The sequence below is a fragment of the Streptomyces sp. NWU339 genome, assembly GCF_003143855.1.
Lineage (GTDB): Bacteria > Actinomycetota > Actinomycetes > Streptomycetales > Streptomycetaceae > Streptomyces.
The window spans coordinates 98,938-112,084 of sequence record NZ_QFRK01000005.1 but is presented as its reverse complement, the minus strand read 5'-3'; the positions used below and the strand labels follow the sequence as shown (position 1 = coordinate 112,084).

Below are 13,147 nucleotides of genomic sequence, written 5' to 3'. Positions count from 1 at the left end.
CTCCATCCATATCGCGCCAACCCCTCACGGAGCCACTTCGAACACCGTCCGGTCACAGACCCGTGACTCCGCCTGCGGCTTATCTCCCGTTTGCGCTGCTATGCGGCCGGTGACGTCGCGTCGGACGGCGTATTGGATGGCGTATTGGATGGCGTATTGGACGGCGTATTGGACGGTGCATCGGGCGACGTATCGGACGGCGCACCGGATGTGACGGACGCGCCGGGAGCCGTGGGGACGGTCGTGGGAGGCACCGCTGTGGGAGACACCGTGGCCGACGGGTGGCCCGTGCGGGACGGGCGTGGTGTATCGGACGGCCGGGGTTCGGGGGACTGGCTCGCGGGTGTCCGCGGTCCCGTGCTGGACGGCGTACCGCCTCCTCCGCCTCCGCTCCCGTCACCGTCATGGTCCAGGAGCAGCGCCGCCGCGGACACCCCGGCGCCCGCCATCGCGGCGACGGCCAGCGCGGCCACGAGCATGCTCCGCGTGGGCTGTCGGGCCGGGCGTTCCCCGGCGGGGCCGTCGGCCGGGCGGGTGCGCCCGGCCCATCCTCCGGCAACTCCTTCCCCGGCTCCGCTTCCTCCAGCCGCCCCTGCCCCGCCGGCCGCCCGTCCTTCGGCCTCCGCCGCCACGGCGTACCCGAGCGGCGGGTACTCCGGTGTGCGGCCCGTCTCACGGAAGGCCCGCAGCATCCCCTCGGCCCGGTCCGCGTCCAGCCGTCGGTCGGGGTCGCGCTCCAGCAGGCCTCGTACGACGGGCAGGATCGGCCCGGCCTGCGCGGGTGGCCGTATCTCCTCGGTCACGACCGCGTGCACGACCCCGCCGATCGAGTCCCGGCGGAACGGCGACTCACCGCTGAGCACCGTGCACAGCAGGGCGCCGAGCGACCACAGGTCGGACTCGGGGCCGGTCCTGGCCCCGGACATCCGCTCGGGGGCGGTGTACTCGGGCGAGCCGACGAAGGAACCGGACTCGGTGAGCGTGGTGGCCCCCGCCACCTGGGCGATCCCGAAGTCGGTGAGGACGACCCGGTCGGTGCCGCGCTCCAGCAGCACGTTCGCGGGTTTGAGGTCGCGGTGCAGGACACCCGCCGTGTGGGCGCCACGGAGCGCGCCGAGCAGGTCGATGCCGATGCGCGCGGCCTCCGCGGCGTCGACCGGGCCCCGCGTGGCGATACGGTCGGCCAGCGATCCGCCGTCGATCAACTCCAGGACGATGTACGGACGTTCGTCGTCCTCGACGACATCGTGGACGACGATGATGTGCGGGTGGCTCAACTGGGCGAGCGCGCGTGCCTCACGGAGCGTGCGGTCCCGCTGCCGCCGGGCCTCCGCCGCGGAGAGCGTCTCGTCGAGGGGGAGTTCCTTGACGGCGACGTCACGCCCGAGTAACTGGTCGGTCGCCCGCCACACCACGCTCATGCCACCGCGGCCGAGTCTCTCCTCCAGCCGGTAACGGCCCGCTATGACACGGGCGTTGTTCCGTGCCGCCCCGTTTCCGGGCTCCCCCTCGGTCCCCATGGGCCCATCATGCCCCACCGGATGTGTTCCCTCCGGTAGGCCTATTCGGCCAAGCGCGCCCGGCTACTGAGGTTCGCGCCACCCCTGCAGGATCGTTTCGAACTGCTTGCTCGTCGTGGCCCAGTCCTCGGCCGGGGCCGCCATGTAGAGCGCGTACTCGACCCCGTCGCGCGAGAGGTACATCTGGTCGACGGCCCGGTACGCCCCCGGGAACTCCGTGTCCTTGGGCAGCGCGGTCCAGGAGTACTCGAGTCGCGCGCTCTTGCGGTCGCGGTAGACGCGACGCTCCAGACCCACCTGCCGGTAGTCGACCAGTCGCTGTCCTATCTGCTGGTCCAGATCTCTCAGGTGCTCGTACGGATCGTCGAAGTCGGGGGATTCGTCGGCGGCGATACGGATGAAGTGCTTGCCGCCATCGGGCGTGTAGTCGACCTGGCGGGTCTCCTCGTCGAAGACGACCCGCTCCCAGTCCTCGCCGGGCAGGACGATGCTGAAGCCGAAGGGATCGGTGCGGCGCACCCAGCCCTCCGGCAGGCCGTCCGTCTGCTCGGTGTCTTCGCCCGTACCGCTGGTCGCGTCGGGCGTGGTCGTGCCGAAAGGCGCCGCCGAAGTACCGCCACCGCCCTGTGCGTTGCCCTCGCCCTCGTGCAGCAGCACCGCGGCGCTCCCGCCGACGAGTGCGGCCAGGACCACGACCAGGGCGATCAGGCGCGGGCGTCCGCGTCGCCGGGTTCCGGCAGCCACGGCTGCGGAAGGCGGCTGAACGGCCGTGGCACCCACACCCGCCTCGGGCCCGTACGGCGCCGGCACGGGCGCGGGTGCAGGTGCAGGCGCGGGCGCGGGTGTGCCGACGGCCTGCGTCGGCACGTACGTCTGCGCCGAGTTCGGCCGACGCCCCTCCGCGGCCTCGGCGAGCATCTGCTCGGTCGCCGCCGCGTCGGGCCGCATGGCCGGATCCTTGCGCAGGAGTGCGCTGATGACGGGTGCGAGCGGGCCGGCGTACCGCGGCTCACCGGCCTCCTCCTCGACGACCGCCTGCATGGTGGTCAGCGGGGACGTCCGGCGGAACGGTGATCTGCCCTCCACCGCCGTGTACAGCGTGGCGCCGAGCGCCCAGAGGTCGGAGGAGGGTCCGGGGTCCTGGCCGCGGATGCGCTCGGGTGCGAGATAGTCGACCGAGCCGACGACCTCTCCGGTCCGGGTGATCGCCGTGTCACCCTCTATCTGCGCGATGCCGAAGTCGGTGAGCAGCACTCGTCCGTCGCCGCCGAGGAGCACGTTGCCGGGCTTGACGTCACGGTGCACCACACCGGCGGCGTGCGCGGCCCGCAGGGCGCGCAGCACCCACAGACCGACCCGTGCCGCCTCGCGGGGCTCGACACGCTCCCGCTCCTTGACGGCGTCGGCGAGCGAGCGGCCCTCGACCAGCTCCATGACGATCCACGGGCGGCCGTCGTGCTCCAGTACGTCGTGCACCGTGACGACCGCGGAGTGGTTGATCCGTGCCGCCGCGCGCGCCTCGGCGCGGGTGCGCGCCAGCAGCGTGGCCTGCTCGCTGTCGGAGACGTAGAGAGCGGCGGTCAGCTCCTTGACCGCGACGGATCGGTGCAGCACCTCGTCATGCGCGCGCCACACCCGGCCCATCCCACCGCTGCCGATGGCTTCGCCCAGCCGGTAGCGGCCCGCGACGAGCCGATCCTGTATCTCATTCACCTTGCCCCGCAATGGTCTTGACAACGTCAGGGTAGGTACCCGGGTCGGCCCTGGGAACCGAAGGGGGGCCATGGAGACCGCACTGTGATGGTTGTCGCCGTGCGGGACGGGAGGCAACCTAAGCGCCTGCGGAGGCGTACGGCCCTCGGGGGCCTCCTTGCCGCTTCCTCGCCGCTTCCCCGGTCAGCCGGTGAACCGGTACGTCGTCGACGCCTGCTCGAACAGCCGGCTCACCTCGTCCCGTTCGCCCTCCGGGCCACGCACCTGTACGACGTGGTATCGGCCGTCGATCAGCGTCGCGAGGTTACGGACGTACAGCTCGCCCCCGTCGCCGCCGGTCCACGTGAACTGTCCCTCGGCCATGGTTCGTCCGCCCACCTCGATGGTCTTCAGCCCGGTGGACGTGGCCCAGCTGGAATCGCGGTACGGCTGGAGCTCACGCTCGTCGTCTCGCTGATAGGCCATCGGGTCGTCGCCGTACCGCGAGGCACTGTCCCGGCCCGGTACGACGATCAGCTCGAAGTCGCCGCTGGAGTAGACGACCTGGCCGCTGCCGTTCTTCCCGGTGCGCTGCCAGCCCTCGGCGACGGCGACCCGGAAGCCCTCCGGGTCCTCGCGCAGGGTGAAGCCCTCGGCGGCGCCGGGGCCGGTGGTCTGCGTCTGGTTGGACGCGGCCGACTCCTCGGCGCCGCCCTCCGGGTTCTTCGGGTCGTCCGGTTTCGTCGAGGAGTCGCCGGCGCCCGGCGCTCCGCCGGCCTCCCGCGACGGAGATGCCTCACCGACCTCTCCGGCGGCGCCGGTACGGTCGGCCGTACCCGCGCCTCCGGTCTCCTCTCCGGCCTTCGGCATGAACAGGACGGCGTACGCGATCGCCGCGGCCATGGCGAACAGCACCAGCAGGAGCAGGGTGCGGCCCAGCCGTCGCGGGGAGCCCGACTCCTGTTTGGCCCGCTTGTGCCGTCCGTGGTGCGCGGGCAGCGCGGCGCGGCGTCTGCGCACCAGCTCGCCCCGGCGCCGCACGACGGGCAGGCGGCTGGTGTCGACCGGTGGTGCCGCTATGACGTGTACGCCGGCCTCCGGCTCGGGCGCCGACCGCACCAGTGAACGCAGCCAGCCGCGCAACTCCTCGAAGTCCAGCCGCTCGGTGGGATCCTGACGCAGCAGCGACTCCACGACCGGCCTGAGCGGCCCGCACTCCTCAGCGAACGCGGGAGGTTCGGCGCACACCATCTGCACCAGTTCGGCCGTCGACTCCTCCGGGTAGGGCGCGTGGCCCTGCACGGCCCGGAACAGGAGCGCGCCCAGCGCCCACAGATCGGTCGCGGGGCCGATGGGCGCGGCCAGCTGCCAGTTCTCGTGCACGGGCCCGGCCTGCTCCGGTGCCCACCGCTCCGTCACGGGGCCGACGACGGCCATCCGCGCCTGTCGTGCCCGCTCGGCGGCCAGTGCGGTGGTGGGGACCCGGCGCGCGGGCGTGTGGGCCGCCGGATCGTCCCAGCGGGCGGGCGGGGTGGCCCCGCCGGACGGGGCGAAGCCTCCTGAGTCCGCCGCGCCGGTCGCGGGGCTGAGCGCGGGTGCCGACGTGGAGCCGCCGGGCGGCAACGCGGCGTCGGGTCCGCCGTGGGGGGCGGCGCCGGGCCTGCCGACGGCTCCCACGCCGTAGGGGTCGGCTATCTGCCCCGGTGGAACCGACCCGGCCTGCACACCGGTCCCGCCGTTCTGCCCGGCGCCGGGCAGGGCGGCCCGGCCTGTCTGCTGTGCCTCCTGCACCCGGGCGGCGGCGCGGGTGCCCGCCCGGTACGCGGCGATCGCCCCCGCGCGCGCGGCCCTGACGTCTTCGGCGCTCTCGACGGGCCGTGGGGCCGCCGCGGCGGAGGCGCCGTCGGCCGGGTTCGCCGTCCCGCCACCGGGCAACCGGCCGGCCCGCGCCTCGATGGCGGCCCGCCGCGCGGCGTCGGGGTTCGGGTCCGAGTCGGCCGTGAAGCCCGGAGGCCACGACGGAGTGCGCTGCGGAGCCGAAGCGCCCATGCCCATGCCCATGCCCGTGGGTGCCACCGGTCCCAGCTCCCCGGTCGCTCCCGCCCCCGGCACCGCGGCACCCGGAACGGGAGCACCCGAGGCGGGAGTGTGCGCGACGAGGGGGTCCTCAGCAGGCACCGGGTCGTACCCGCACAGCGCCTCCTCCGCCGCGCCGACGGCGAGGCCGGTGAGCATCACCCGGCCGTCGTCACAGACCAGCACCGTGCGCGGGGTGATGTTCCGGTGCACCCAGCCATGGGCGTGCAGGACCCGCACCGCCATCAGGACGTCCGAGGCGACCTCGGCCGCCCGGTACGGAGTCAACGGCTGCTCGGCCAGCAGCGCCGCCAGTGGTCGGGCGGACACCAGTTCGCTGACGATCCACAGGGAACCGCCCTCCGCGAACACGTCGAAGACCTGGTCCAGCCGCGGATGGTCGGGGATGGCCGCCGCGGCCTGCGCGGCCTCGACCGCGCGCCGCGCCACGGGGTCGGTGGGCCGTCGTGCGCCCACGCGGTCGCCGGTACGTCCGGCGGTCCGCCGGACGCTTCCGTCACGCGCCGTGAAACCGTCGGGCAGCCCCTCCGCGTCGAGCACCTCGGCTTCGACGACTTCCGGCAACGGCACCTGCCTGACCAGGACTTCCTGTCCGCTGTAGGTGTCGAAGGCGCGGGTCTCGGTCAGTTCGTACTCGTCGGAGGGCGGCAGCGGCAGGCGGTAGCGATCAGCGAGAACTCGTCCCGCGTATTCGTCCACTGTGCCTCCCCCGGCAGTATGGTCGGTCGGTTCCGCTCGCCCAGCGGCCCGTTCCGGCTGCGTACGGCCCGCGAACACTCACGATACGTGCCGGAGGCAACCCGCAGAGAGGGGATGCCACATCTCACTCCCCAATCAAGCGGTCACCCATGCTCAGGACTTGGGTTCGAAGGACTGCGTCAGCACCTGCCACGTCTCCTTGCGCCGCTCGCCGTCCCAGTCGGCGGCCTTCGCCGAGTACATCAGCGCATACCCGTACCGGCCGTCGACGACGAACCCCCGGTCGATGGTCCGGTACTTCGTCCCCCCGTCCACGTAGGTGAACTCCCAGTCGGCGGTGTTCCACCCCCGGTAGTCCACCGCCTCTATGCGGATCCTCTTGTACTGCGGACGCACCATGCCGCGTTCCTGGTTCTTCCAGTCGGCCACCGGGTCGCCCTTCGGCGTGGACGTCCAGGCGACGAGCAGCCTCTGCCCGTCGGGCCCGGTGAAGCGGTCCCCGGCCCCGTCCGTCGACCGGTACTTCCAGCCCTCGGGCAGACCGATCGAGTACCCCTGGCTCCCGTTGTGCGTCGCCTTCACCGCCGAGGCGCCCTCGCCGCTCCCGGCCGGATCGTCCGCCCCGCCCTCTTCCGAACCGGCGTCGCCGGATTCCGGTTCCCCTCCCGTGCCGGTTCCCGAGTCCACCGAATCGTTCGCCGCACCGTCGGTACCGGTACCGTCCTCGGCTTTCTTGGTGTCGGCCTCGGCCTCGGCCTCGGTGCCCTCGGCGTTCTTGGTGTCGGCGCTGGGCACCTGACTGGAGGCGACCTTGTCCGTGCCGCCGCCCTTCGCCCCCGCGCCGTTCTCGTCGCCATCGTTGCTGAGCACGATGGCCAGCACGGTACCGAGCACGGCGAGCACCACGACCACCGCGATGACGACCAGCGTCCGCCGCGGCACCACGTCGGTGAGCGACGCTTTCGGCGCGGACCTCGCCGGCAGATCCGGCGGCGTCATCACGGGCCACCCCGAACTCCGCGCTTCCGGAGCCCGGTTGGACGGCCCGCCAGGTGCCGGGTGCGGCGTCGGGCCCGAGCCCGCACCGGAGCCGCGGGTCGAACCCGGTGTCGAGGCCGAGGCCGACCCGGAACCCGAGGGGGACCCCACAGTCGGCCGTCCCTCAGCCCGGGTTCCGGACACCGTGGCCGCGGGGGCCCTGCCGTCCGCCGAACTGCTGGCGCCACTGCCGGACTTGGCGCGTGTCGCCGCCGCGGCACCGGCCGAGCCGGCGGCCACCGCGGCCTTCCGCACGGAACGCATCGCACCGCGCAGCCGCTCCCCGGCCTCCTCGCCCCGCTTGCTTCCGCCACCGGCACGCCCATCGGGCTGTTCGGGCAGCGGCACGACCTTCGTCGCGTCCGCCGGTTCCGGGTCGCTCCGCTTGCCCCCGGGTGCGTGGATCACCGCGCTCAGCATGGTCCGCGCGCGAGTGTCGTCGAGCCGCTGGGCAGGGTCCTTGTTGAGCAGCCCGTAGATGACGTCCCTGAGCGGTCCCGCGTTCCTGGGCTCCTCGAGCGGCTCGGTCATCACCGCCGTGAGCGTCGCGATCGCGGAACCCTTGTCGTACGGCGGCGCACCCTCCACCGCCGCGTACAACAGCCCGCCGAGTGACCACAGATCGGCCGCCGGCCCCGGCTTGTGCCCGCGAGCCCGCTCCGGAGAGATGTAGGAGGGGGCGCCGACGAGCATGCCGGTCGAGGTGATGGACGGGTCGCCCTCGACCTGGGCGATGCCGAAGTCGGTGAGCACGACCCGGCCGTCCTCGGCGATCAGCACGTTCGACGGCTTCACGTCCCGGTGCAGAATGCCCTCTCGGTGCGCGGAGCGCAGCACGTCGAGCACCGCGAGCCCGACCTCGGCGGCACGCCGGGGCTCCAGCAGGCCGTCCTCCCGGATGGCTTCGGCGAGCGACTTGCCCTCGACGAGCTCCATCACGATCCAGGGCCGGTCGTCCTCCTGGACCACGTCGAAGACCGTCACTGCATTGTTGTTGCGGATCCGCGCGATCGCCTTGGCCTCGCGCAGCGTCCGTGTGATCAGCCGCCGCTTCTCCTCCTCGTCGATGCTCGACGGGAAGCGGAGTTCCTTGACGGCGACCGTCCGCCCCAGGGTCTCGTCCACGGCTCGCCACACCGTCCCCATGCCGCCGCGGCCGAGCACATCTCCCAGCCGGTACCGCCCGGCGAGGAGACGTGCGCTCTCGTCCTGACGGGATGTCCCCGCCCGCTCCGGCTCCGACATGCGTCCCCTCATGCAACCCGCCCTGACAGAGCCTTCATTGTCCCTCACCCGACAAGTGCTCCACGCCCAGGGTGCCCCTGGGGACGCCTCACGCCCGGCGCACCCGGAACCCGGGTGAAGGACATGTTCCGCGGCCTTGCATGATGTCCCTCCGACGAGAGAGGAACCGGGATGCCGCCGCCTCGGACGCTACTGGCCATCGCTGTGTCCGTGGCTTCGCTCGCCCTGGCCCCGACCGCTTCCTCGACTCGGCCGGTCCCGCCGGCGGACGAGCTCCTCCAGTTGCTGGTCACACAGGGTGGAGCCCCGGCGGCGGCCCTCCTCGCCCTGGGGGAGACCGGCCCGCGTTATGCCTCCGCCGGCGAGGGCATCACCCGGGCCGACCACTTCCGCGCCGGCAGCGTCACGAAGACGTTCATCGCGACGGTCGTCCTGCAACTGGCGGACGAGCACCGTCTGTCGCTCTCCGACACCGTGGAGAAACATCTTCCGGGACTGGTGCGAGGAGCGGGCAACGACGGCCGCGCGCTGACCCTGCGTTCCCTGCTCAACCACACCAGCGGCCTGTACGACTTCGCCAAGGACACCGGCGGCGCCGTCCCTGTCACTCCGCGTCAGGCACTGCGTATCGCACTCACCCACCCCCCGGCCGACCCCGGCCACTTCGCCTACTCGAACACCAACTACGTCCTGCTCGGCCTGGTCATCGAACACGTCACCGGCCACTCGTACGCCGCCGAGGCCGAACGGCGCATCATCTCCCCCCTGCGTCTGACGGGCACCTCCTTTCCCGGCTCCCGCACCTCTCTGCCCTCTCCGCACGGCCGCGCCTACGCCACCGACGGAACCGACGTCACCGAACTCGACCCGCGGGCGGCCGGCGCCGCGGGTGAGTTGGTGACCACGCTCACCGATCTGGACCGCTTCTACGCGAGTCTGCTCGGCGGTGAACTGCTGCCCCCGCGCCAACTGCGCGAGATGCTCGACACCCGCGCCGCACACGGCTCGTACGGCATGGGCCTGTTCCCCGTGAAGCTTCCGTGCGGCACCACTGTGTGGGGGCACAACGGACACATCTCCGGCAGTTACGTGCGCACCGCAACCACCGCCGACGGCGGGCATGTCCTCACCCTCCGGGTGAATACGGACGCGCTAGCGGACCCCGGTCTCGTCCCCGCGGTACTCGCGGCCGAGTTCTGCCCCCGCACCTGATAGAACGCCCGGGTTCCGGACAGAGATCCCAGTCCACGGCACTCGTTCGAGTGAAGCTCGAGCGGAGGCACCCCGACTCGCGCCGGCCTACATCGGAACGATGTCCGGCGCTCCCAGCCGTGCCGCGTCCGCCGTCAGGTCGTCCGGCTGACGTTGTGACTCCCGTTCGGCCTCCACCCGCTTCTCGTAGTGCCGCACCTCGCGCTCGATCCGGTCCTTGTCCCAGCCCAGCACCGGCGCCATCAGCTCGGCGGCCTCCCGTGCGCTGCGCGTACCCCGGTCGAACGTCTCGATCGATATGCGGGTGCGCCGGGTCAGCACGTCGTCCAGGTGGCGCGCCCCCTCGTGCGAGGCGGCGTAGGTGACCTCGGCACGCAGGTAGTCGTCGGCCGCCTGCAGCGGTTCGCCCAGCGAGGGGTCCTCGGCGACCAGTTCCAGGACCTCCTCCGCCAGCGTCCCGTACCGGTTCAGCAGGTGCTCGACCCGCACCACATGCAGTCCGGTGCGCGCGGCGATCCGCGCCCGCGCGTTCCACAACGCCCGGTACCCCTCGGCGCCCACCAGTGGTATGTCCTCGGTGACGCAGGCGGCGACGCGTACGTCGAGGCCGTGCACGGCCTCGTCCACCGCGTCCTTGGCCATCACCCGGTACGTCGTGTACTTGCCGCCCGCGACCACGACGAGTCCGGGGACGGGATGCGCCACGGTGTGCTCCCGCGACAACTTGCTGGTGGCGTCGGACTCCCCTGCGAGCAGCGGCCGGAGGCCGGCGTACACGCCCTGGACGTCGTCCCTGGTGAGCGGGACCGCGAGCACCGAGTTCACGTGCTCGAGCAGATAGTCGATGTCCGCGCTGGACGCGGCCGGGTGTGCCTTGTCGAGGTCCCAGCCGGTGTCCGTGGTCCCGACGATCCAGTGCCGGCCCCACGGGATGACGAACAGGACGGACTTCTCCGTGCGCAGGATGAGCCCGGTCGTGGAGTGGATGCGGTCCTTGGGGACGACCAGGTGGATGCCCTTGGAGGCCCGTACGTGGAACTGGCCCCGCTCGCCCACCATCGCCTGGGTGTCGTCGGTCCACACTCCGGTGGCGTTGACGACCTGCTTGGCACGGACCTCGTACTCCCCGCCTCCCTCGACGTCCCGCACCCGGGCGCCGACGACCCGTTCGCCCTCGCGCAGGAACCCGGTCACCCGGGCACGGTTGGCGACTCGCGCGCCGTACGCCGCCGCGGTGCGCACCAGGGTCGCCACGAACCGGGCGTCGTCCATCTGGGCGTCGTAGTACTGCAACGCCCCGACCAAGGCGTCCTTCTTCAAACACGGCGCCACACGCAGTGCGTGACGGCGGCTCAGGTGCCGGTGCACGGGCAGCCCGCGTCCGTGCCCGGGGGCCATCGACATGGTGTCGTAGAGCGCGACGCCCGCCCCGGCGTACAGCCGCTCCCAGCCCCTGTGCTGCAACGGGTAGAGGAACGGCACCGGCTTCACCAGATGCGGAGCGAGTTTCTCCAGCAACAGGCCACGCTCCTTCAACGCCTCCCGTACGAGGGCGAAGTCGAGCATCTCCAGGTAGCGCAGACCGCCGTGGATCAGTTTGCTGGACCGGCTGGAGGTGCCCGACGCCCAGTCACGCGCCTCGACCAGTCCCGTGGACAGACCACGGGTCACGGCGTCGAGCGCGGTGCCGGCACCCACCACACCGCCGCCCACCACCAGGACGTCCAGCTCACGCTCGGCCATGGATGCGAGTGACTCGGCGCGCTCCGCCGGTCCCAGTGTCGCTGTCCTCACCGCTGCCTCCCGCTCGTCGGTCGCATCGGCCGCACCCGTGGGGCGAAGCCCGGTTCCCCCTCCCTCATGCCCAAATTCTGGCCGGGTTGCCCGACCGCAGCCACCGCGCGCTCCCAGCCTGTGGACAACCCTCGCGGCGACTCGCCGAAACTCGACCGATCAATACAGCAAATCGGTCATATTTACTCCTAGTCTGACATTGCGCTCGCTCGTTCTGTCCACAGGGCTTGCGCGCCTGTCCCACTTCGGTTACTGGGAAGGACGGCCCACGCCATGCCCGCAGATCTCGCCGTCATCGGACTCGGCCCGTACGGCCTGCCTCTGGCCCAGGCCGCCGTCGCCGCCGGCATCCCCACCATCGGCTACCGGACCGGCCCGGAGGCCGCCTCCCTCAGCCCCGCCGAACTGCGCCGCATGGTCGCGCAGGGGTTCCGGGTGATGACCAGCCCGGTCGAACTCGGCCGGGTACGGACGGCGGTCATCTGCGCACCGGCCCCACCCGACGCGGAAGGCGGGCTGGATCTCAGCCAGGTGGAGACGGCCGCCCGCACCCTGGCCGCGCGGCTGCGCCCGCACACCACGGTGATCCTCGAGTCGCCGGCCCCACCCGGGACGACCGAGGGTCTCCTGTGCCCCCTGCTCGAATCCGGATCCGGGCTCCGCGCGGGCCGCGACTTCCACCTCGCCTACTCCCCCAGCCGCGTCGATCCCGGCAACCGCGACCTCACCCCCGCCAACACCCCGAAGGTCATCGGCGGGCTCACCCCGGCCTGCACCGAGTCGGCCGCCGCGTTCTACGGGAGGCTCACCGACAAGGTCGTACGCGCGCGTGGCCCACGGGAAGCGGAAACCGTGCAGTTGCTGGAGACCAACTTCCGGCACGTCAACACCGCCCTCGTCAACGAGATGGCCGTGCTCTGCCACGATCTGGGTATCGACCTGTGGGACGTCATCCGCTGCGCGGAGACCAAACCCTCCGGCTTCCACGCCTTCCGCCCCGGCCCCGGCGTCGGCGGCCACGCCGTCGCCCAGGACCTGACCGCCCACACCGGCCGCACCCTGCGGATGGCAGAACTCGCCCAGCAGGTCAACGGACGGATGCCCCACTACGTCGTACAGCGCGCCGCCGCGCTCCTCAACGAACACGGCAAGTCGGCACGCGGCGCACGCGTGCTGCTCCTCGGCGTCACCTACAAGGCCGACCTCGCCGACCAGCAGGGCAGCCCCGCGCAGGAGATCGCGACGCGGCTGATGGAGCTGGGCGCCTCCGTCAGCTACCACGACCCGCACGTCCCGTCCTGGAGCGTGCTCGACCGCCCCCTCCCGCGCGCCGACTCCCTGTACGAGGCCGCCGCCGACGCCGACCTGACGATCCTGCTCCAGCAGCACCGCACGTACGACCTGCAGGGCCTGTCGGTGAAGGCCCAGCTACTGCTGGACACGCGCGGGGCCACCCCGACGGGGGCGGCGCACCGGTTGTGAGAGGGGGCGCCCACGAAGCCCCGCGCTCCAGGAGCTGGTGGTGGGCGGTACTCGGCGCGGGTACCTTGAGGTTCGGATGGGGCCCACCGCAGCGGCTAACTGCAGCAGGCTCCAGATGGATCACGGAGTGTCCACCCCTAATTCTCGTAGGGGTGGCCGCCCACCATCCAAAGATCCGCAAGACCCACCTTCTCCGGCACTTCACCGTCCACAGACGGATCCGGTCCCAGCGGGTGGGCTTGCGGTGGCGACCCATGGGCACGCCCCCTTCCACGAGGCCGCCCGTCAGCCCGGTTGGGCGGTCCGTTCGGAATCGGTCCGGGCCCCGAAGGGCGAGGTCCGGAACGTGTCCTTGGAAGGGGGCGACC

General features: G+C 72.2%; 7 protein-coding genes. 2 read left to right on the top strand and 5 right to left on the bottom strand.

Annotated features, from left to right (window positions below; genetic code table 11):
• Positions 1 to 98: 98 nt before the first annotated feature.
• The 4 genes from DIZ27_RS08660 to DIZ27_RS08645 all read right to left on the bottom strand — a co-directional run bounded on the left by DIZ27_RS08660 (position 99) and on the right by DIZ27_RS08645 (position 8,291).
• Positions 99 to 1,520 carry a serine/threonine-protein kinase gene (locus tag DIZ27_RS08660; RefSeq protein ID WP_109377728.1) on the bottom strand — a complete coding sequence of 474 codons (1,422 nt, stop codon included), beginning with the start codon at positions 1,518 to 1,520 and terminating at the stop codon, positions 99 to 101.
• Between the two features lie 63 nt (positions 1,521 to 1,583).
• Entirely contained in the window at positions 1,584 to 3,224 is a 1,641-nt protein-coding gene (locus DIZ27_RS08655; protein ID WP_258308312.1) for a serine/threonine-protein kinase, read from the bottom strand.
• 192 nt (positions 3,225 to 3,416) lie between these two features.
• Positions 3,417 to 6,008: a protein kinase gene (locus DIZ27_RS08650; protein WP_109377726.1), complete on the bottom strand. Its 2,592-nt coding sequence runs from the start codon at positions 6,006 to 6,008 to the stop codon at positions 3,417 to 3,419.
• A 153-nt stretch (positions 6,009 to 6,161) separates the two neighbouring features.
• Entirely contained in the window at positions 6,162 to 8,291 is a 2,130-nt protein-coding gene (locus tag DIZ27_RS08645; protein ID WP_109377725.1) for a serine/threonine-protein kinase, read from the bottom strand.
• 171 nt (positions 8,292 to 8,462) lie between these two features.
• Between DIZ27_RS08645 and DIZ27_RS08640 the strand changes: the two genes are divergently transcribed.
• Positions 8,463 to 9,503, top strand: coding sequence for a serine hydrolase (locus DIZ27_RS08640; RefSeq protein WP_109377724.1), 1,041 nt, complete (start codon positions 8,463 to 8,465; stop codon positions 9,501 to 9,503).
• An 87-nt stretch (positions 9,504 to 9,590) separates the two neighbouring features.
• On the opposite strand, the gene DIZ27_RS08635 is transcribed toward DIZ27_RS08640, so the two are convergent.
• A complete protein-coding gene (locus DIZ27_RS08635; RefSeq protein WP_109377723.1) occupies positions 9,591 to 11,297 on the bottom strand; it encodes a glycerol-3-phosphate dehydrogenase/oxidase in 1,707 nt (568 codons plus the stop codon).
• Positions 11,298 to 11,570: 273 nt separating this feature from the next.
• Between DIZ27_RS08635 and DIZ27_RS08630 the strand changes: the two genes are divergently transcribed.
• Positions 11,571 to 12,779 carry a nucleotide sugar dehydrogenase gene (locus DIZ27_RS08630; protein ID WP_109377722.1) on the top strand — a complete coding sequence of 403 codons (1,209 nt, stop codon included), beginning with the start codon at positions 11,571 to 11,573 and terminating at the stop codon, positions 12,777 to 12,779.
• Positions 12,780 to 13,147 lie beyond the last annotated feature (368 nt).